The sequence below is a fragment of the Pectobacterium atrosepticum genome, assembly GCA_019056595.1.
GTDB classification, from domain to species: Bacteria; Pseudomonadota; Gammaproteobacteria; order Enterobacterales; family Enterobacteriaceae; genus Pectobacterium; species Pectobacterium atrosepticum.
Window position 1 is genome coordinate 1,074,753 of sequence record CP036163.1, and the last position, 22,303, is coordinate 1,097,055.

Sequence of the window (22,303 nt, forward strand, 5' to 3'; positions counted from 1 at the left end):
TGACGGTCAAAATAACCACATGATTAGCGAACAAGATCAAAGCCGTAGTCCGTTTTTCCCAGTTTCATGGTGTCGCGATCCAGTTTTTCCAATACCGCATTCACCAGCGAGGTGAGGATGGACATCGCTCCTTCATAACCCCAGGTTGTTTGGCGGTGCAGATGATGGCGATCAAATAGCGGGAAACCGAGGCGAATCAGCGGTACTTCAAACTGCTCGCCCTTCGCCAGCGTGTCACGCTGAATGAATTTGCCGTAGGAGTTGCCGATCATAAAATCGGGCTGTTTGGTGAACATCAGCGAGCGGAAATGCCACAGATCGCTATTGATGTACACGTCGCTTTCCTGCCCATAGGGTGATGCTTCCAGTATTTTTTTCATCGCTTTCTGCCAGCGTTTGTTGCCGTTGTGGCACAGGATCACCGTTGGCTCGCATCCAAGTTCTAACAAGAACTGTGTCAGCCCCATGACAAAATCCGGGTCGCCATACAAACCGAAACGTTTACCGTGCAGCCAGGTATGTGAGTCGAGCATCATGTCCACTAACCGCCCACGTTCCAGCGTCAATGCTTCACCGATCGGCACGTCGGTCAGCGCACTGATGGTCATCAGGAGTTTATCCGTTGCGTTTAATCCGATGGGGACTGACACCTCGGTGGCAGGCTGATTCCAGACATCCTGAACCATTTTCTTGGTTTTGATCAGGTGCCACGGCTGCAATAACAGCGTATCAATGGCGTTCGGCGCATCACGCATCTCTTGCTGGGTAGTCCCCCCGGCATACATGCGGTAGTGGCCGTCTGCAGGGGTATCCAACACCTCGGAAGGGTCGGACAGAATGGCACAGGGGACGCCCATGTCAGCCATCATGCGTTTCAATACCCGATAGTTCCCCAGATAGGTTTCAAATCCCGTCACCAGATTAAGGCGCGGCAGGCTACCCGGCTGATAATGTTTATCTTCCCCCACGGTAAAGGTACGGGCGAACCCCTCAAACATATTGTCCCAGCCGGTGATGTGGCTACCGATAAAGCTGGGCGTATGGGCATAAGGGATCGGCATGTCTGCATCGACAAAGCCATCTTTCTTGGCATTGGCGATAAACGCCTGAAGATCGTCACCGATGACTTCCGCCATACAGGTGGTAGAAACCGCAATGACCTCCGGTTTGTAAAGCGCGCTGGCGTTCTCCAGACCCGCGTTCAGGTTGTTATTCCCCCCGAATACGGCGGCATCTTCCGTCATTGAATCCGAAACGCAGGCGATCGGCTCTTTAAAGTGACGGTTGAAGTAAGTACGAAAATAGGCAACACACCCCTGCGAACCATGAACATAGGGCAAGGTGTTGGCAAAGCCGAGAGAACACAGCACAGAGCCTAAAGGCTGGCAGGCTTTCGCGGGATCAATGGTTAGCGCTTCGCGCTTAAAATTCAGTTCCTGATACGCTTGCGTGGTGGTCCACTCAAAGACCTCGCGTACCCGCTGCTCATCATGCGCCTCTTCCAATGGGCGTTTATTGTGAAACAGCGTTTGGTATTCCTCCTGCTCGAACAAGGGGTAGCAGGACTGGGCTTTCTCTGCAGTTTGGCTCATGGTGCTCTCCTCCCGCGCCACTCATCTGTGAACTAACGGGATATCAGGATAATAAGAATCAGGCTGATTTCAGCCACGGGGCTGTCAACGCTTGCCAACTCGGGTTATTGAGCGTCATGTCCATATCGCGGGCAAAAATGGCGAAACCGTCATAGCCGTGATAAGGGCCGGAGTAGTCCCAGGAATGCATCTGGCGGAACGGCACGCCCATTTTCTGAAAGATATACTTCTCCTTGATCCCCGACCCGACCAGATCCGGTTTTAAGGCTTTGACAAACGCCTCCAGCTCATAGCTGCTGGCGTCATCGAACAGCAGCGTGCCCTCTTTCAAATCAGGCAACGTCCGGTCGTAATCGTCGTTATGACCAAACTCATAGCCGGTTCCGATAATCTCCATACCGAGATCTTCGTACGCCCCGATAATGTGGCGTGGACGCAACCCGCCGAGATAGAGCAGGACTTTGCGTCCTTCCAGTCGCGGACGGTATTTGGCGATCACCGCATCCGTTTGCGCCTGATAGCGAGCAATTACCGCTTCGGCGTTTTTCTGAATCGTCTCATCAAACTGCAAGGCAATCTTGCGCAGTGATTCGGCAATTTTGGTCGGCCCGAAGAAGTTGTATTCCATCCAGGGAATGCCATGCTTTTCTTCCATATGGCGTGAGATGTAGTTCATAGAGCGGTAGCAGTGGACCAGATTCAGCTTCACATAGGGGGTGTTTTCCATCTCCACCAGCGTGCCGTCGCCGGACCATTGCGCCACGACTCTCAGCCCCATTTCTTCCAGCAGAATGCGTGAAGCCCAGGCATCGCCGCCAATGTTGTAGTCACCGATAATCGCGACATCATAGGCCGTTGATTCAAAAGGTTTACCCTCACGGTTATCCAGCACCCAATCGCGGATCACGTCGTTGGCGATATGGTGACCTAGCGACTGCGACACACCGCGAAAGCCTTCACAACGCACCGGAACCACAGGTTTGCCGATAGCTTCACGGCTAACATTCGCGACCGCTTCGATATCATCCCCAATCAACCCCACTGGGCATTCCGACTGAATAGAGATACCTTTGGTCAACGGAAACAGAAGTTCCAGTTCCTCGATCAATTTGGTGAGCTTTTTATCGCCACCAAACACGATGTCCTTCTCCTGAAAATCGGAGGAGAAATTGAGAGTACCGAAGCTGTCAACGCCGCTAACGCCGTTGTAGTAGTTACGACGCCCCGCGCGGGAATATTGACCGCAGCCAATTGGCCCGTGGGAAACATGGGCCATGTCCTTGATCGGCCCAAATACCACACCTTTGGAACCGGCGTAGGCGCAGCCGCGAACCGTCATCACCCCCGGCTGGGATTTACGGTTGGAAACCAGACATTTTCCGACGCCCTCCTGCGTCGGATCGGCCACCATCATGTGTTTCTTGCGCTCTTTACGCGTTTTGTCAGGGAAAACCTCCAGCACTTCCTGGATGATCGCCTGATTGCGTTCACTCGTAGCATTTGCCATTCCAATGTTCCTTCTGCGTCATATGCCCCCTAACGGCAGCCTATGACGGGGGTTAAGCGATCAGGCAGCGTTCTCTTCGGCGGCAGTCTTACCGATGATAGTGGTGTCCTCTTCCTCCATGATGCCGAACTCCATCAGCAGCTCTTCCAGCTCATCCATGGTGCAGGGCACCGGTATGACCTTCATGGTGTTAGCGACAATCTTCTGTGCCAGTTGGCGATATTCATTAGCCTGGCTACAGTTCGGGTCATACTCGATCACAGTCATACGGCGAATTTCAGCACGCTGTACGATGTTGTCACGCGGAACAAAATGGATCATTTGGGTGCCGATTTTTTCTGCCAGAGCGATGATCAGTTCATCTTCACGATCGGTGTTACGTGAGTTACAGATCAGGCCCCCCAGACGCACCTTGCCGGTTTTGGCGTATTTCACGATCCCTTTGCAAATATTGTTGGCGGCGTACATCGCCATCATCTCTCCCGAGCACACGATGTAGATTTCCTGCGCCTTGTTTTCACGGATCGGCATCGCGAAGCCGCCGCATACCACGTCCCCCAGCACGTCATAGAACACGAAGTCGAGGTCGTCGACATAGGCACCTTCCTCTTCAAGGAAGTTGATGGCGGTGATAACGCCGCGGCCAGCACAGCCAACGCCCGGCTCTGGGCCACCTGATTCTGCACAACGTACGTTGCCGTAACCGATTTGCAGCACATCTTCCAATTCGAGATCTTCAACCGAACCGACCTCTGCAGCCATCTCCATAATGGTGTTCTGCGCTTTGGCGTGCAGAATCAAACGGGTTGAATCCGCCTTCGGATCACAACCGACGATCATGATCTTCTTGCCCATTTCCGCCAGTGCGGCGACCAAATTCTGAGTCGTGGTGGATTTGCCAATCCCCCCTTTGCCATAAATGGCACATTGACGCATAGCCATGGTGTCTTCTCCTGTTTCGGGTTGAATGCGTGATGCACGTCCTAACCGTTGCAGGGAACATACCAGCCGGGCCAATATCATTAATGCATTGAATTTTATGATGTTAATAAAATAAGAGGCGTAAAAGGCGAGACAAACACAAGACAATCAGCGAACCAATTGTTGTAAAGAGAACAATTGTGGTCAGGGAAGGGGTTGAGCGTGTCGGCAAGCCTGTTCAGCCCGCATCACCACGACAGTTTGTTGGCAGCCCGACAGGATGTGGCTGTTTCTGTCTTATTCCACGCAATTCCTCACCCTATCCCTGTGACATTCGCGGCAACTACTCAAGTTAACCCATTAAAAAATAGTGTCATTTTTTCTATACCTCGACATGGCACAGGCTGTGCTACTGACTCGCTGAGACGGTGAATCAGGGGCGCTGCCTGTCATTGCCCATTTTCACCTGCGCCCAACGTGTCACCTGCTCCCAACCAAGAGGAATCCCGCATGACCCGAAAAATGAAAACGATGGATGGGAATGCCGCTGCGGCGTATATCTCTTACGCCTTCACCGACGTAGCAGCCATCTATCCCATCACCCCTTCTACCCCCATGGCAGAAAACGTAGATGAATGGAGCGCACAGGGTAAAAAGAACCTGTTTGGTCAACCGGTGCGCCTGATAGAAATGCAGTCCGAAGCCGGAGCGGCTGGCGCGGTACATGGTGCTCTGCAAGTCGGAGCCTTGACCACCACGTACACTGCCTCGCAGGGATTGCTGTTGATGATCCCCAATTTATACAAAATTGCTGGTGAACTGCTGCCGGGCGTGTTTCATGTCAGCGCACGTGCGTTGGCTACCAACTCGTTGAACATTTTTGGCGACCATCAGGATGTGATGGCCGTACGCCAAACGGGCTGTGCCATGCTGGCAGAAAGCAGCGTGCAGCAGGTGATGGATCTCTCCGCCGTGGCGCACCTTACTGCCATCAAAGGCCGTGTGCCTTTTATCAATTTCTTCGATGGTTTCCGCACCTCGCACGAAATCCAGAAGATCGAACTGCTGGACTATGAAGAACTAGAGCCGTTATTGGATCGTGACGCGCTGAATGCCTTTCGCCGTCGTGCCCTGAACCCCGATCACCCAGTGATTCGAGGGACGGCACAAAACCCAGATATTTACTTTCAAGAACGCGAAGCCGTTAACCGCTTTTATGACGCGCTGCCTGAGATGGTGGAAGGCTATATGGCGCAAATCACCCAACTCACCGGACGCGAATACCATCTGTTTAACTACCACGGCGCGCTGGATGCCGAACGGTTGATCATCGCCATGGGGTCGGTGTGCGAGACCATTCAGGAAACCGTCGATTATCTGAATCAGCAAGGGGAAAAGGTGGGGCTGCTGACGGTACATCTCTACCGCCCGTTTTCTCTGCCGCATTTCTTTGCCCACATCCCAGAAACCGTACAACGCATCGCGGTACTCGACCGCACCAAAGAGCCGGGATCTCAAGCTGAGCCCTTATGCCTCGATGTGAGAAATGCCTATTACCGTCATGCACAACCGCCGCTGATTGTCGGTGGACGCTACGCGCTGGGAGGAAAAGATATTCTGCCAGCACACATCGTTGCCGTATTCGAGAATCTTAAGCACCCATTGCCGCAAGATAGCTTTACCGTGGGGATTATTGATGACGTGACCCACACCTCGTTGCCGGTTTCAACGACACCGATCAACGTCTCGAAACCAGGAACGACCGCATGTAAATTCTGGGGACTGGGTTCCGACGGAACTGTGGGTGCTAACAAAAGCGCCATCAAGATTATTGGCGATCACACCCCGCTCTACGCTCAGGCCTATTTTTCCTATGATTCGAAAAAGTCGGGCGGCATTACCGTCTCCCATTTGCGCTTTGGACAGAGCCCGATTACCTCGCCTTATCTGATCCACCATGCGGATTTCATTGCCTGCTCGCAGCAAAGCTACGTGGAGAAATACGATCTGCTGGTGGGGTTAAAACCGGGCGGCACTTTTTTGCTTAACTGTTCCTGGACGGCTGAAGAGCTGGCAGCGAAATTACCTAACGCCATGAAACGCTATCTGGCGCAGCACGCCATCCGTTTCTATACCCTCAACGCGGTACACATTGCGCAGCGTCTTGGGTTAGGTGGCCGTTTTAATATGATTATGCAGGCGGCTTTCTTCAAGCTGGCCGCGATCATTGCGCCAGAAACCGCCGCCGACTATCTGAAAGCGGCAGTAGTCAAATCCTATGGCAGCAAAGGTCAAAACGTGGTGGACATGAATAGCGCCGCGATAGACGAGGGGATGCAGGCGTTGGTCGAAGTGATAATTCCCGAAACCTGGGCGACGCTGCCGGAGGTGGAAGGGAAAGAAGTGCGCGTCCTGCCCGATTTTATCCGCAATATTCTGGAACCGATGAATCGTCAGGAGGGAGACAACTTACCCGTCAGCGCCTTTATTGGCATGGAGGATGGGACTTTCCCTCTCGGTACTGCCGCCTATGAGAAACGCGGTATCGCAATTCAGGTGCCCGCATGGCAACCCGAGGGCTGTACTCAGTGCAACCAGTGTGCCTTTATCTGTCCTCATGCCGCTATTCGCCCCGCTCTGCTGAGTCAGGAAGATCGAAGTAACGCCCCGGTGGTGCTGCTGAGTAAAGTAGCTCAAGGGGCGAAAGCCTACGAATACCATCTGGCAGTATCACCGCTGGATTGCTCCGGCTGCGGTAACTGTGTCGATATTTGCCCGTCACGCGGCAAAGCACTGACAATGCAACCGATCGATAGCCAGCGTCACCAGATTCCGCTATGGGAACAGGTGCTCTCCCTTGCGCCTAAAGGTAATCCCTTTAACAAAATCTCGGTAAAAGGCAGTCAATTTGAAACACCCCTATTGGAATTTTCTGGCGCATGCGCGGGCTGCGGCGAAACGCCCTATGCCAAGCTGTTGACCCAATTATTTGGCGATCGCATGTTGGTAGCAAACGCGACTGGATGCTCCTCCATTTGGGGAGCCAGCGCACCGTCCATTCCCTACACCACCAACCATAAAGGGCAAGGACCGGCCTGGGCTAACTCACTGTTCGAAGACAACGCCGAATTTGGTCTGGGTATGTTGTTGGGAAGCCGTGCGATCCGCGATCAACTTGCTAAGGATGTACAAGCTGCACTGGCCTTACCCCTCACCCCAGCACTGAATACGGCATTCAGCAACTGGCTGGAACTGAAGGATCGCGGAGAAGGCTCACGGGAACGTGCCGATGCAGTGATCGATATGCTGGCAGAAGAACGCGGTAAGGATCCCCTACTCACTCACCTTTACCAGAACCGTGATTACCTGACCAAGCCTTCGCAGTGGGTCTTCGGTGGCGATGGTTGGGCATACGATATTGGTTACGGTGGGCTGGACCATGTGCTGGCCTCCGGTGAAGACATCAATGTGTTGGTATTTGATACCGAGGTGTATTCCAACACGGGGGGACAATCATCCAAATCCACACCGGTTGCCGCCATCGCCAAATTTGCCGCCGAAGGAAAACGCACGCGCAAAAAAGATCTCGGCATGATGGCCATGAGCTATGGCAACGTGTACGTGGCGCAGATCGCCATGGGCGCGGATAAGACGCAAACCCTACGCGCGATGGCAGAAGCGGAAGCCTGGCCGGGTCCGTCGTTGATCATCGCCTACGCTGCCTGTATCAATCACGGGTTAAAAGCGGGCATGGGATGCAGTCAGCGTGAAACTCAGCGAGCTGTGGATGCTGGTTACTGGCATTTATATCGCTTCGATCCACAGCGTGTGGATAAAGGGAAAAATCCCTTCTCGCTCGATTCAGACGAGCCGGAAGAGGATTTTCAGGATTTCCTGATGGGTGAAGTTCGGTATGCGTCGCTAAAACGTCAGCACCCAGCCATCGCCAATAGCCTGTTTGAGCAAACGGAACGGGATGCTAAGGAGCGATATGAACGTTACCGACGCTTAGCGGGCGGCTGATCGCGGAAGAAGACACAACGGTGGGCGGATATAGCGAAAGCGCTATCCGCCCCTTCGTACCCCAGCAAACGTCCCTTTGCCCGCCAACACAGGACAGTATCTTTTATACTGCCGATAATTTATCCTCTCCCGCCTTTCGTCATTGACTATAAAAATTAAGCCTGCACCTATGATCTCATCACCCGACGCAACGCCGACGCCGGTTCAATCAACCACGTCAACGCTTGCCGCCTTACGCTCGCCCTCGCTGCTGATGCGCGAAATTTTGGCGGGCACTATCACCGCGCTGGCGCTTATTCCCGAGGTGATTTCATTTTCTATCATCGCGGGTGTTGATCCCAAAGTCAGCCTGATCGCCTCGATTGTCTTATGCTTCACCATGTCTTTTCTCAGTGGCCGACCGGCGATGGTCACAGCGGCGGCAGGTGCCGTAGCGCTGGTTATCGGGCCGATGGTGCACGCACACGGCGTGGCCTATATTCTGCCTGCCGTGATTATGGCGGGGCTTATCCAGATTCTTTTTGGGCTGGCTGGGTTGGCAAGAATGATGCGCTACATTCCCCGTTCGGTAATGATCGGTTTCGTGAATGCGCTGAGCATCCTGATTTTCGCCGCGCAAGTGCCGCATGTTTACGGGCATTCCTCGCTTGTCTGGCTACTGTTTGCATTAACGGTAGCGATCGTTTTGCTGTTGCCTTATGTGGTGAAAAGCATTCCCGCCCCGCTGGTCGCGATTGTGACCGTGACGGCGATTGCGATGTTTACCGGCATCACGGTGCCTAACGTCGGTGATGCTGGGCCAATGCAGCCCGGATTGCCGGGTTTCACCCACTGGCTGGTACCGTTCAATGTTGAAACACTGCGCATCATCTGGCCAACCGCGCTCAGTATTGCCTTCGTCGGCCTGATGGAATCGCTGCTAACCGCCAAACTGGTAGATGACATTACCGATACCCCATCCAGCAAGCGCCGCGAATGCTGGGGACTGGGCGTTTCCAATATCTTCGCCGGATTCTACGGCGGCATTGCTGGATGTGCGATGATCGGGCAAACCGTGGTCAATGTGGAGTTAGGGAAAGCGCGTACACGTATCTCTACCCTCGCCGCCGCACTGGTGCTGTTGCTGCTGGTGACGGGCCTGAGCGAAATCATGGCTAAGATTCCGATGGTAGTGCTGGCAGGGATTATGATGATTGTCGCGCTGAAAACGATGAACTGGCATAGCCTGCGCCCCACCACGCTGAAACGGATGCCACTGTCGGAAACGCTGGTGGTCGTGGTAACGGTGATCGCCACCGTCTCGACGGCAAATCTGGCAATCGGCGTAGCGGGTGGCGTGATCTTTGCCATCCTGCTATTTGCACGCCGCGTGGCGCACGTTATTCATGCGGAACGTCGCGTGAGCGAAGATGGGCAGTCGGTGCACTACACGGTACGCGGACCGCTATTTTTCGGCAGCAGCAACGACCTCTTCGAGCACTTCCTCTATGCGCAAGACCCGCAGAACGTCACCATCGATCTGACGCACGCCCAAATCTGGGATGCCTCCAGCGTGGCAGCACTCGACGCTATCGAAACCCGCTATCACCGTTACGATGCGAAAGTTGCGATCATCGGGCTGGATAACCACAGCAGCAAAATTCACCAGCGCCTGTCCGGGCATCTCTGATCGCGCGCAGGCGACGCGATGCTCTGCATTAATCCAATATTCTTGCGTTGGATGTATGCGGCATCGCGCCGGTGTGCCGGGTGTTAGTTCGTCAAACTGACACCCGCCCTCTTGTCCTTGCTGCGCACTAACCTGAACAGCCCGCTTTAACCGGGGATGCGCAGGCGGAATCGATGCCAAGAGAAAACGCGTATACGGATGACGCGCCTCTGAAAATAGCGTAGCTGCGGGTGCTTCTTCGACAATGCGCCCGCGATACATCACACCAATACGGTCAGCAATATGGTGTACCACGCTCAGATCGTGCGCGATAAACAAATACGCCAGCCCCTGCTCCCGCTGTAATGCCAAAAGCAGATTCAGAATTTGCGACTGGATAGAGACATCCAGCGCCGAAACCGGTTCGTCACACACTATCAATTTAGGTTCCAGCACCAGCGCGCGAGCAATCCCGATACGCTGGCGCTGCCCGCCGGAAAACTCATGCGGAAACCGTCCGGCATCCGCAGCGGTAAACCCGACTCGCGTCAACATCTTGACTACCTGCGCCTTGCGCCATTGGCTGTCGTGTATTCCGTGGATAATCAGCGGTTCTTCAATGCTGTACCCGACGCTACGCTTGGGGTCGAGCGAGGAGAGCGGGTCCTGAAAGATCATCTGCATGTCGCGCCGCAACTGTCGTAACTGCTCAGCATTCTGTTGCCGGAGATCGTGACCGGCAAAGTGCAGTTCACCGGCATTGGCGGGCGTCAGCCCTAAAATACTGCGCCCCGTGGTGCTTTTGCCACTGCCCGACTCCCCAACCAGTGCGTAAGTTTCACCGGGGAAAATATGGAAACTGACATCATCCAGCGCCACTAGCGTTTTTTTGCGCCATCCGTGCCCAACCCGAAAGGTTTTACGCAGGTTTTTCACCTGTAATAACGGCGCGATCATACACCGCTCCCGAGGCTGTCCGCTTTCCAACAGCGTACTCGATGACCCGATCCGTCAGCCACGGAGAGCACGGGTGGAGAATGGTGACAGCGTTCATCCGCCAGCGGGCAGCGCGGAGCAAAACCACAGCCGGTTGGCGGATGGGACAGCGGTGGGACACTGCCAGTTATCTCCGGTAGCTCGCTTTTGCGCGGCGCATCGAGATTAGGCACCGCTCGCAGCAGCGCCTGCGTATAAGGATGACGAGCATGATCAAACAACGTGAACACATCCGCCTGCTCCACCACTTCCCCCAAATACATCACAATCACGCGTTGACACATCTGCGCCACCACCGACAGATCGTGAGTAATCAGCACGATGCCCATGTCGGTTTCGGCTTTTAACCTATCCAACAGCGAAAGAATCTGCGCCTGAATGGTGACGTCGAGCGCCGTTGTCGGTTCATCGGCAATCAGTAATCCCGGCCCACAGGCAATAGCGATAGCAATCATCACACGCTGGCGCATCCCGCCGGATAGTCGATGCGGATAGCTCACGGCACAGGCGGCCGGATCGGGCATCCCCACCTGAGTAAGCAATTCATGTACCCGCGCTTTCCGCGCCTGACGCGATAGCGTGGTGTGCTGCCGCAGGCTTTCCTCTATCTGTTCACCGACGGTATAAACCGGATTAAGGCTGGAAAGCGGGTCCTGAAAAATCATCGCCAGCGCATTGCCACGCAGACGTCGCCGCGCTTCATCTGACAGCGACAGCAGCGGCTGGCCGTTCAGACTAGCCTCGCCGTCGACCCGACTAGCGCGCGCAGGCAACAGCCCCATCAGCGCATCGGCGGTGACACTTTTTCCACAGCCCGATTCACCGATGATGCCCAGCGTCTCACGCGGTTTCACCTCAAAAGAGATCCCTCGAACGGGGTGCAAGAGGCCAGACGGCACGGCAAACGTGACTTTCAGGTCTTTGACAGACAGTAGCGGCGTTTCACTCATCATATTCACTTTGGGGTCGTTACTGCTTTCAGCAGACGGGAAACCCGACGTGAAAGCGGTTTAAGCGTGGGGTCGGAGATATCGCGCAGGCCGTCTCCAATCATATTCAGAGACAGGATCAAGAGCACGATGGCAATACCGGGGAAAAAGGTCATCCACCAAGAGGTAAAAATTACTTTTTTCCCCTCCAACAATAAATTACCCAGGCTGGGCGTTGGGGCGGGGATCCCCGAACCTAAAAAACTCAGCGCGGCCTCGGTGAGGATCGCAACCGAGAAGATCCACGACACTTGAACGATCAGCGGCGATATCACGTTGGGTAGAATGTGCAGCCAGATGATCCGGCGGCTCTTTGCCCCCTGTGCACGCAGCGCCTCAATGTAATTTTTCTCCTTGATCACCAGCGCCGCCGCACGCATCACGCGTGCCACCGACGGCACATACACCAGCGATAGCGCCAGCACAACATTGGCGGAGTTCGGGCCAAGAATACCGACGATGGAAATCGCCAGCAGCAGAGAAGGAAAGGCAAACAACCCGTCACAAATCCGCATGATGATCGCGTCCAGCAGACGATACCAGGTGCATAGCAGGCCAATCAGCGTGCCAATCGTTCCCGAAATCAGCGCCACAGCGCCACCAACGGACAGCGAAATCTGTACGGCAATCGCCACCCGCACAAACACATCGCGACCAAAATTATCGGTGCCAAACCAGTGCTGAAACGTAGGCGCAGACAGCCGCGCGAGGGGATTCAGCGCATAGGGATCGTAAGGGCTGAGGAACGCGCCCCCTACCGCAACGACAAGAATAAGTAGCAGGATAGCGACGCCCGCTGTCAGGAGTTGATTGGAAAACAGCGCTTTCATGTCACTCCTTCTCCCCAGACAGAGAGATTCGCGGGTCAACGGCATGCCCCAGAATATCCACCGCCAGATTAATCAGAACATAGCTGATGGTAATCAGCAGCACCGCGCCCTGAATCACAGAGAAATCGCGCCGTTCGATGGAATCCACCACCAGCGAGCCCACGCCGGGAATGCCGAACACGCTTTCAATCACAATCGTTCCCGTCACTAGCGAACCGAAAGATTCACCGCAGATAGTTAAAATAGGCAGGAGCGCATTTTTCAAACCGTGGCGCAGTAAAACCCGGTATTCAGATACGCCTTTGGCACGTGCTGTTTTAATGTAGTTTTCACTTAACACGTCGAGCATTACCGCTCGCGTCATGCGGGCAATCAGGGCGGCAATGCGCAGCCCTAACGCCAGTGCCGGGAGCGTCATATACCAGAGATTGACCAGCACATCGCCGCGCGTCGAGCTGTATCCCACGACCGGAAACCAGCGTAACTGCACGGCAAAAAAGAAAATCAGAAACAGCCCGAGTAAAAAGCCGGGAATCGACATTCCCACCGCCGCCAGTCCCATAATCAGGCGATCGAGCAGCCGTCCCTGCTGCGCCGCACTGATCACGCCGGCAGCCAGACCCAGCAGCAGCGCTAACCCTTGCGCATAGAGCGCTAGCGCCAGCGTGGGTTGCAGGTGCTGCAAGAAAAGCGACATCACGCTGGCGTTCATGAAGAGCGAATGGCCGAGATCGCCACGCAACGCCGCACCAAACCACACGACAAACTGTGCCAGCAGGGGCTTATCCAGCCCCATTTGTTGACGCAGTGCGGCGACATCCCCGGGACTGGCATCATTGCCCAGTATCACCAGCACCGGATCGCCCGGCGCCAGATGTACCAGACAAAACACCACAATGGAGACCACCAGCAGCACCGGTATCAGCGCCAACAGCCGATGGAAAATAAACCATCCCATTCGCTTCTCCGCTTACGGTTTTGTGATGCTGACGTTCCACAGAACGGGGCCGATTAAATCCCGATAGCCGTGAACATGATGCTTGATCGCGACCGCATCAGGCGTGGTGCGCCCCAGCACAATCACGGGCAGATAGGTCCAGGTTTGAACGTGAAGTTGATCCACCAATCCTCTTGCCGCCTGTAGCGACGGTGCCTGTTTGATATCATCCAGCAGCGCGTCGATTTCCGGGCTATTGCTCAGACCGGGGAATTTGGCGCGAGAATCAAGGAAAGGGTACTGATGCAGTACCTGACGCATGGAAAACTCCAGCGCGCACAGGTCGAAGTTTTTAGGATCCTGACGCCGCTGTAACACCGTGGCCCAGTCATAGACATCAAGGCGAGATTTCACGCCAATTTGTTTGAGCACCTGCTGTGCAACAATCGCCAGATTGTACAATTCGGCGTATTCCTTGGTGGCGATGATCACCACTTCTTCGCCGTTATAACCGGACTCTTTCACCAGCTTTCTTGCCTCTTCCAGCTTGTGCTGATTCCAGTAAGGCTTACCGGCTTCACTGTGCCAATCCACCTGCTCAGGAAAACCCAATGACGAATCCTCCCTGAAAAAGCGTGGATCGCTGTATCCCGCCAACAGCACCTGATGTACATCGAGCGCCAGATTGAACGCCTGACGCAGTTTCACATCGGCAAACGGTCCACGATTCTTATTGAACAGGTAGGTGATGAGCGATCCCCCTGCTTCGGGGCGATACAGCTTCACATCGCGAGCACGATTCAGTGCCTCAATGTTGTCTTTCGGCAAATCAAAAACGACGTCATATTCACCGGTCAATGCCCCTGCCAGCCGGGTGGACTCATCCGTGATGTAGCGAAACCAGATATCTTTCACCTCTGCCGTCTTCTGGCCCGACAGACCGTTCGCCGGTTCGCTGCGCGAGACATAGCCGTCATAGCGCGTCAGATGCAGATAATCTCCCTGTTTGAATTCCGCCAGCTTGTAAGGACCGGTGCCAATCAGTTCACTCACCGGTTTTTTGCTGGTATTGGCTTCGTCAATCAGGCGCTTAGGCATAATGGAAGGCAGGTTTTTCAAGTCGGCCAGCACATTCAGGGTAATCAGAGACGGCGTCTGTACCGTCAGTTGCACGGTACGCTCGTCAATCCGGCTAAACTGCGCCCCCGGCAGGTTGGCTTTACCCTGCGTGGAAACGGCCAGCCAACGGTTCATCGATGCCACCACATCATCGGCTGTTAGCGGCTGACCATCATGAAAGCGGATGCCGTCGCGCAGTACGAACGTGTAGACCTTGCGGTCATCACTCAGCGAATAGCGTTCAACCAGTTCCGGCACCGGTTCAAACCGATCGTTAATCGTAAAAAGCTGTTCAAAAATGTGGCGCACCACATCCGTGGTCGCACTATTGGTTGTCAGGTAAGGATCGAGCGTACCCGGTCGTTTGCCATAAGCGATATTCAGCGTTGCATCGCGATTGACGGTCTCCGCCAGCGCGATTCCCCAGGGTAAGCTAGCCGCCAGCAAGAGTGCGGCGGCAGGAAAGTTAAACCATTTCATTGATGGGAAACTCCACTATTTTTATGATATTCAGCCGGTTCAAACGCAACATCAGGCGGCGTCGGTAACCGAGTGACGACCCGCAAACTCGTCTTTGGCATCCTGTAACGCGCGAGCATCCGTCAACAATCGCAGACCGGTTCGAGCCAGCACCTGCGCGCCCGTCAGCAGCGCGGCGTAACCGAGTGGAGAATTTGCCGCTTCACGGAATGGCACGGTATGACCGATCAGATCGTCAGGGCCGATTTTAATAGTAGGGTGTGCCGTCGGCACCGCGTGGCTGATATCTCCCGCGTCCGTCGAACCGATACCCTCTTTCGCGTTTTGATCGACCACTTCCCCTGCGGCGGTGAACTCCTCAAGCAGGATCGCATTCAGTGCGTGGTTGATCAGGAAATCGCGCGGGCCTACCTGATGTTCAATTTTCACCGTAGTGCCCGTCGCCAGCGCGACGCCATCCGCAATCGCGCGAATACGCGGTTCCAACGCCAGCACTTCTTCACGCGTTTTGGCACGGATGTAATAGTGGGCGGAGGCGTATTCTGGAATCACATTCGGTGCCTGTCCGCCGTTGGTGATAATGCCGTGAACCCGAACGCCGTCCGGCAGTTGCTGGCGCAGCACGCTGATCCCGTTGTAAAGCAGCACCAGCGCATCCAGCGCGTTCACGCCTTTATGTGGTGAACTTCCGGCATGGGAGGGTTTACCGTAAAAATGGAAATAGAGGTGATTATTTGCCAGTGACGGTCCAGTGAGCCGCGTTTTTCCTGACGGATGAACCATCAGCGCGACATCGACCTTATCGAGGAAGCCGTGTTCGACAAAACGCGCCTTCACGTTGCCATTAATTCCGCCTTTCCCGCGCAGGCCGCCTTCTTCAGCAGGCGTCCCCAGCACCACAACCTTGCCGCCGGTCTGATCGATAACCTCTGCCAGCGCAATCGCCGCAGCCAGACTGGTTACTCCGATAATGTTGTGACCGCAGGCGTGGCCGATATCGATCAACGCATCGTATTCAGCCAGGTAAGCAATGGTCGGCCCCGGTTTGCCGCTGTCTTTTTCCGCATAAAAGGCCGTTTCATGTCCGGCAACATTCAGCGTTACCGTGAAGTGATGTTTCTTTAATAAATCCGTTAATAGTCCGCTAGCGTAATACTCATTATTTCCAGTCTCAGGATGCGCATGAATATCCTGGGAAATCGCAATATATTCTTCGCGATGCTGCTCAATACTGCTAGTAATACGCTGCTGTAATGCGGTAGTTCCCATCTTGCTCACCTTTCTATTTGTTATGGATATATGTGTTATGGATATATACCCGTAATACTTCAAGCTGCATGTGCGTTGGCTGCGCTCACTCACCCGAATCACTTACCTGAGTAAGCTCATCGGGATTCCTTCCCTTGCCGCCTTCCTGCAACTCGAATTATTTGGGGTATATCACGCAATAATCCTGCCTTTATTCCACAGGTTTTAGGGATGAAAACGCCTGCCCGCCGATAACGGCAGGAAATAAAAGTCAATGCGGTGTTGTTTACGACGAATACCTGCGACGCCGAGCATTTATCAAACGACGGTAAAAATAATAAGCGTGCTTCTAATTACTTATTTCACCATCACTATAACGGCAACCTGCCATTTCTTTTATAGAGATTCAGGATAAGGATATCTAATAAATGGTATTGCACGCGTTAGCCGTGCCGATCTCGCTCAGCCAGATGCGCCATTCGGCCCCGACTGCGTCCGCGTATTGGATGCCGCGCTGACGTCAGCGTTGACAACCCGCACGCCTCTGTGATTAGACTCAATGCTAAGCAGGCTAACTTAAGGAAAGCGTTGATGAAAATTACCGATGTGCGCGTAATTTTAGCGAACCGATATATGTTTGTTGAGGTCACCACCGACGAGGGGCTGACGGGCATTGGCGAATCCGGTGCCTGGGGCTTTCTGGATGCGTCCAAAGGCGCGGTGGAGGCATTACGCACTTATCTGATCGGGCAAGATCCGCTGCGCATTGAGCACCACTGGCAGTATATGTACCGCTGCTGGCATTTTCGTGGCGCCGCCATCATGGGTGCTATCAGCGCCATTGATATCGCTCTGTGGGACATCGCGGGCAAGTATTACGATACGCCGGTTTATAACCTGCTAGGCGGCCGCTGCCGCGACAAGGCGCGCGTTTATGCCCACGCGGGAGGTCGCACTACCGAAGAAACCATCGCCAATCTGGAAAAAGCCAAAGCTGATGGTTTTACCGCGATTGGTCATCTCACGCCTTTTCTGGATGAATCGCGTGATACGCCCTATTTCATCACTCATGCCAAAGAGATCGGCGAAGCCATCGAACGTATCGGCCTCTATCGGGAAGCAGTCGGTAACGATGTCGATCTGTGCATTGAAGTCCATCGTCGCCTGAAGCCCGCCGATGCCGTGGTATTCGCTCGCGGCATTGAGCCGTTTTATCCGTATTTTATTGAAGACCCTATCGGTGCGGATAACTTCGATTCCATGGCGGAGGTGGCCGACAAAATCAATATTCCTATCGCTACCGGTGAACGCCTGAATAACCCGCAGGAATTCGCGATGCTGATTCGCCGTAATGCGGTCGCCTATGTGCGTCCTGACGTCTGCATGTGCGGCGGGATTACTGGTGCGAAAAAAGTGGCAGCATTGGCAGAGGCCAATGATTTGATGGTGGTGCCGCATAACCCACTTAGCCCCGTCTCTACCGCCGCCTGTTTACAGATCGCCGTCAGCATCCCGAACTTTGCGCTGCTGGAGTATCCGGGGGATGACCAGCCCGCACTGTCGGAAAAATTTGGTGCGACGGGCGTAGAGAATGGCGTGCGGAAAAAAGACATGGTGAAGAACACGTTCAAATGCGTAGAGGGATTTATGGAGATACCGACACAGTCCGGCATCGGCATTGAGCTGGCAGACGATCTGGAGAGCCGCTTCCCCTACCGCCGTCGCGGCCTGAAAACCCGACTGCACGTCGACGGTTCCGTCGTCGATCAATAAAACGCATCAACAGGTCGTGACGCATCAATAATAGTGCCACGACCTGTCGTATTTTCCCCTACGCCGTAGGATTTTCCACCTTCCGCCCTTCCCACTGCATCAATAGACTCAGCGCCGCAGGCAGGGCAAGCAACGTCAGCAGCGTCGCCACCATCAATCCGCCGATAATCGCGTAGGCCATCGGCCCCCAAAACACCTGATGCGCAATCGGGATCATGCCAAGAATCGCCGCCAGCGCGGTCAGCACTATCGGGCGTGAACGATGGCTGGCCGCATTCACGATTGCCTCCGTGGCGGGTTGTCCATTTTTCACATTCAGATCGACTTCGCCAATCAGAATGACGGCATTACGAATAATCATCCCCGCCAGCGCAATTGCTCCCAGCAGCGCCACAAATCCCATCGGCGTTCCGGTCGGCAACATGGCCGCAACGATGCCGATCAGGCCAAACGGTGCGGTCAGGAATGCCAGCACCATGCGGGAAATACGCTGTAGCTGAATCATTAACAGCACCAGCATCACCAACAGCGTAACTGGCAACACCGCATACACCGAACCATTGCCCTTGTCGGATTCCGCCGCAACGCCGCCTTCCGTGATGTGATAGCCCGTCGGTAACGAGGCACGGTAGCGTTCAATTTCCGGTGCCAATTTTTCAGACAGCGCCGGTGCCCGCACGCCCGGCGCGACATCCATCTGCACCGTGATGAACGGCTCGCGCTGACGCCGCCAGATAATCGGATCGTCAACGCCGTACGAAACCGTGGCAATCTGTCTCAGCGGTACCGAGCGCCCCTCCGCAATCGGAATTTGTAGATTCGCGATCGTGGCGACGTCTCTGCGTTCCTGCGGCGTACCGCGAATCACGACGTCCACCAATCGGTTTTCATCGCGCACCGAGGTCAGCGTTGAACCGGAGAATATCGCCGCCAGCATGCTGGCCACATCCTGTGAACTGATACCAACCGCGCGGGCTTCAGTCTGATTCAGCACCACGTTCACCGAGCGTTCAGGTTCACCTGCCGTCAGATTCACCTCGCGGACATCGGCTCGGTTTCCCACCAGGCCGGCAAGCCCCTGCGCAAGATCACGAACCCGATTAATATCCGGCCCCGCGACCCGATATTTAAGCGGCCAGCCCACTGGCGGCCCTAATTCCAATGCCGAGACGCGCGCCACAATGCTACTAAAATCGCGCTCAAGCACCTGATTCAACCGTGCCGCCAGCGCGTCCCGCGCATCCAGATTTTTTGCTACCACCACCAGTTGAGCGATATTTTCGTGACTCAGTAGCACATCCATTGGGAGATAAAAACGTACCGCCCCCGCCCCAACATAAGTGGAGAAATGGTCAACGTCAGGATCGTCCTTCAGAAGTGCTTCCAGCCGTTTCGCCTGCACTTCCGTCGCAGCCTGTGATGCATTCGAGGGCAACGTCAGGCTAACCAGCAGTTCTGGCCTGTCCGACGCGGGAAAGAATTCTCCCTCCAATCGGGTTGCGCCGAACAAGGCGACAACCAGTAGGAGCACCGCAATGATTAACGTCATTCCCCGGTTTGCCAACGCCCGTTGCAGCCATTGGCGATAAATGCGTCCCACTCGTCCCGGTTCGTTGTGATGGTGACAAAACGTTTTTGGCAACAACCAGACACCGAGCAGCGGGGAAAAAAGAATCGCGACGATCCAGGAACTGAGCAAGGCGATGAGGACGACGACGAAAAGCGAAAAACAGTATTCACCCGCGCTGGATGAGGCAAACCCGACGGGAATAAATCCGGCAATCATCACCAGCGTCCCCGTCAGCATGGGAAAAGCTGTACTTTCATACGCCCAGGCCGCCGCCCGTTTACGATCCCACCCCTCTTCCAGCCGCGACACCATGGCTTCTACCGTAATCATGGCGTCATCCACCAGCAGTCCCAGCGAAATAATCAGCGCCCCGAGCGAGATACGCTGCAAACCAATACCGGTTATCTCCATGCCAATAAACGTCATCGCCAGCACAATAGGGATGGATGCAGCAACGACCAGTCCCGCACGGCTGCCGAGAGAAACGAACGACACCGCCAACACGATGGCAACGGCCTCCAGCAGCACTTTGATAAAGCCGCCGACCGCGCCTTTCACCACCTCAGCCTGATCGGCCACACGCGTCATTTCTATCCCATGCGGTAACTGGGCAGAAAGCGTGTTCATTTTTTCGCGAATAGCCTGACCGAAATTGAGCATGTTGCCGGTAGGTGCCATAGAAATAGCCAGTCCAATGGCTTTCTCGCCATTTACTCGAAACGTCGGCGACGGCGGTTCCGCTATTTCACGGCTAATGGTGGCGATATCAGTAAGCGGAACAAATTTCCCGCCAATACGTAAGGTAATCTGGCGCAGACTCTCCTCAGAGGTAAACGCGCCGCTGACGCGCACGGCGATCTTCTCATCCCCAGTACGGATAATACCGGCAGGCGTAACCGCATTCTGTGCTTTAAGTGAATCAATCACCTGCTGCGAATCGATCCCTAATCCAGCCAGCCGTCGGGGAGAAAACGTTACGACGATCTGTTCTTCTTCCACCCCCAGCATGTCGACCTTGCCGACATCCGGCACGCTCAGTAACGCAGAGCGAATATCCTCGACGCGATCGCGCAGTTCACGTGGTGAGAACCCATCCGCGGTGAAGCCATAAATCGTACCAAACGTGTCATCAAACTCGTCATTGACGTCTGGCGGGCTGACACCATCGGGGAGCGAACTGGCGATATCCGTCATCTTCTTACGCACCGTATACCAGATATTCGGCACGGCAGAAGGCGGTGTATCATCACGCAGGTTAACGAAAACCACCGCTTCCCCAGCACGGGTGTAGCTCTCGACATAATCGAGATACGGCGTTTCCTGTAACTTCTTCTCCAGCTTATCGGTGACGAAATTGACGGTATCGCTCACCGTCGCCCCCGGCCAGGCGGCAGATACCACGGCAGATTTGATGGTAAACGCCGGATCTTCGTTGCGTGGCAAGCGCTGGTAGCTCATCACGCCTGCCGCCATAATCACCAGCATCATAAAAGCGACCAACTGCTGATGCGCTAGTGCCCAAGCGGAGAGATTGAAGCGCGTAGAGGTAGAAGATTGAGATTCACGAGACATTAGCGACGCCCCTCTTCATCCAGCCGAATTTTCTCATCCGGCCGTAGCTTACTGACGCCAGCCGTTACCACGCGGTCACCCTGTTTCAGCCCATCGGTGATGTAGATCGCCGTGTCGCTGTAGCGTGCAACGGTAATCGGCTGCAAGCGCACCGTCTGGGTTTCCGTGTTCACGACGTAAACCGCCGGGTTTTCTTCCTGACGGGTGAGTGCAGAAGCAGGTAACTCAATGACAGCTGTGTCGGACTGCTGTATTGCGCCATTCACGCTGGCACCCAGTACCATCGCTACCGGTGGCGAGGTTAACGTCACCCGAACCCGAAACGTTCGCGTGACTGCATCGGCCTGCGGACTGATATCACGCACGCGTCCTTGTACCTGAATCGCCGGATCGGATAGCAGCAACACGAGAATCGTGCGCGAAGGAAGCGACTGATTGACCAAACGTTCTGGTACATCAAACACCGCATCGCGCCCATCGAGCGAAGCTAGCTTGACGACTTCCTGCCCGGCACTGACCACCTGACCGGGATTCGCACTGACCGTTGTTATCACACCATCCTGTGCGGACGTGAGTTGCGTATAGCTGAGGCGTTCCTGCGCCCCTTTGACGGTCGTCTGTGCGCTTTCGCGCCGGGAAACAGCGGCATCCCAATTTGCCTGCGCTTCATCAAGCTGTACCCGCGCAATGGCCCCGCCCGGCGCCAGCGCCTTCATGCGGGAGAAATTACTTTTCGCCAGCCGTTCTGCCGAGGTTGCGCTGGCTAAATCAGCCTGTGCGCTGCGCAGCTGATTTTCACTGTCGCGAGCATCGAGCGTCGCAATCACATCACCGCGCTTCACGGATGCCCCCACATCCACCAAACGATTCAGGATGCGGCCATCCAGCCGGAAACCTAACGCCGTTTCTTCATGCGGGCGAATCTCTCCCGTCAGCGTCACAGGCTCACGACTCATTGCTGGCATGACGACCAGCGTTTTTACCGGCCTCACGGGCGGCGGCGCAGGCGAACCATCGGTACTGTCACAGCCGCTAAGCAACACGGCTGACAGCAGACAAAAGGCAAAACGGCTGACCATCATCACATCCTCTCACTCA

Annotated in this window: 13 protein-coding genes and 1 pseudogene; 3 read left to right on the top strand and 11 right to left on the bottom strand. The window is 54.9% G+C overall.

Going from position 1 to position 22,303, the window contains the following annotated elements:
- Positions 1 to 23 precede the first annotated feature (23 nt).
- From nifK to nifH, 3 genes are read right to left on the bottom strand one after another with little or no spacing between them, the layout of a single operon-like run.
- A complete protein-coding gene (gene nifK, locus DCX48_05555) occupies positions 24 to 1,592 on the bottom strand; it encodes a nitrogenase molybdenum-iron protein subunit beta (protein QXE14021.1) in 1,569 nt (522 codons plus the stop codon).
- Positions 1,593 to 1,650: 58 nt separating this feature from the next.
- On the bottom strand, positions 1,651 to 3,099 hold the full coding sequence (gene nifD, locus DCX48_05560) for a nitrogenase molybdenum-iron protein alpha chain (protein ID QXE14022.1): 1,449 nt from the start codon (positions 3,097 to 3,099) through the stop codon (positions 1,651 to 1,653).
- Between the two features lie 60 nt (positions 3,100 to 3,159).
- A complete protein-coding gene (nifH, locus tag DCX48_05565) occupies positions 3,160 to 4,041 on the bottom strand; it encodes a nitrogenase iron protein (GenBank protein ID QXE14023.1) in 882 nt (293 codons plus the stop codon).
- Between the two features lie 489 nt (positions 4,042 to 4,530).
- On the opposite strand from nifH, the gene nifJ reads away from it, so the two are divergent.
- Positions 4,531 to 8,043, top strand: coding sequence for a pyruvate:ferredoxin (flavodoxin) oxidoreductase (gene nifJ / locus DCX48_05570; GenBank protein QXE14024.1), 3,513 nt, complete (start codon positions 4,531 to 4,533; stop codon positions 8,041 to 8,043).
- Positions 8,044 to 8,212: 169 nt separating this feature from the next.
- Positions 8,213 to 9,712: a SulP family inorganic anion transporter gene (locus DCX48_05575; GenBank protein QXE14025.1), complete on the top strand. Its 1,500-nt coding sequence runs from the start codon at positions 8,213 to 8,215 to the stop codon at positions 9,710 to 9,712.
- On the opposite strand, the pseudogene DCX48_05580 reads toward DCX48_05575, so the two are convergent.
- From DCX48_05580 to DCX48_05605, 6 genes and pseudogenes are all read right to left on the bottom strand, one after another.
- Positions 9,701 to 10,648: pseudogene (locus DCX48_05580) on the bottom strand (ABC transporter ATP-binding protein). The gene DCX48_05575 and the pseudogene DCX48_05580 overlap by 12 nt on opposite strands.
- Positions 10,645 to 11,640 (bottom strand): ABC transporter ATP-binding protein, encoded by a 996-nt coding sequence (locus DCX48_05585; protein ID QXE17159.1) that lies wholly within the window; start codon positions 11,638 to 11,640, stop codon positions 10,645 to 10,647. Before DCX48_05585 ends, DCX48_05580 begins: the two are co-directional and overlap by 4 nt.
- A gap of 2 nt (positions 11,641 to 11,642) precedes the next feature.
- The gene (locus DCX48_05590; GenBank protein QXE14026.1) at positions 11,643 to 12,506 is read right to left on the bottom strand and encodes an ABC transporter permease; all 864 of its coding nucleotides are present in this window, start codon (positions 12,504 to 12,506) and stop codon (positions 11,643 to 11,645) included.
- Position 12,507: 1 nt separating this feature from the next.
- The gene (locus DCX48_05595; protein ID QXE14027.1) at positions 12,508 to 13,464 is read right to left on the bottom strand and encodes an ABC transporter permease; all 957 of its coding nucleotides are present in this window, start codon (positions 13,462 to 13,464) and stop codon (positions 12,508 to 12,510) included.
- A gap of 12 nt (positions 13,465 to 13,476) precedes the next feature.
- The gene (locus DCX48_05600; GenBank protein ID QXE14028.1) at positions 13,477 to 15,042 is read right to left on the bottom strand and encodes an ABC transporter substrate-binding protein; all 1,566 of its coding nucleotides are present in this window, start codon (positions 15,040 to 15,042) and stop codon (positions 13,477 to 13,479) included.
- Between the two features lie 51 nt (positions 15,043 to 15,093).
- On the bottom strand, positions 15,094 to 16,311 hold the full coding sequence (locus DCX48_05605; protein QXE14029.1) for a M20 family peptidase: 1,218 nt from the start codon (positions 16,309 to 16,311) through the stop codon (positions 15,094 to 15,096).
- Between the two features lie 570 nt (positions 16,312 to 16,881).
- On the opposite strand from DCX48_05605, the gene DCX48_05610 reads away from it, so the two are divergent.
- Positions 16,882 to 18,063, top strand: coding sequence for a mandelate racemase/muconate lactonizing enzyme family protein (locus DCX48_05610; GenBank protein ID QXE14030.1), 1,182 nt, complete (start codon positions 16,882 to 16,884; stop codon positions 18,061 to 18,063).
- A 58-nt stretch (positions 18,064 to 18,121) separates the two neighbouring features.
- On the opposite strand, the gene DCX48_05615 is transcribed toward DCX48_05610, so the two are convergent.
- On the bottom strand, positions 18,122 to 21,205 hold the full coding sequence (locus DCX48_05615; GenBank protein QXE14031.1) for an efflux RND transporter permease subunit: 3,084 nt from the start codon (positions 21,203 to 21,205) through the stop codon (positions 18,122 to 18,124).
- Entirely contained in the window at positions 21,205 to 22,287 is a 1,083-nt protein-coding gene (locus DCX48_05620; GenBank protein ID QXE14032.1) for an efflux RND transporter periplasmic adaptor subunit, read from the bottom strand. The genes DCX48_05615 and DCX48_05620 overlap by 1 nt, the downstream gene beginning before the upstream one ends.
- Positions 22,288 to 22,303: the final 16 nt, after the last annotated feature.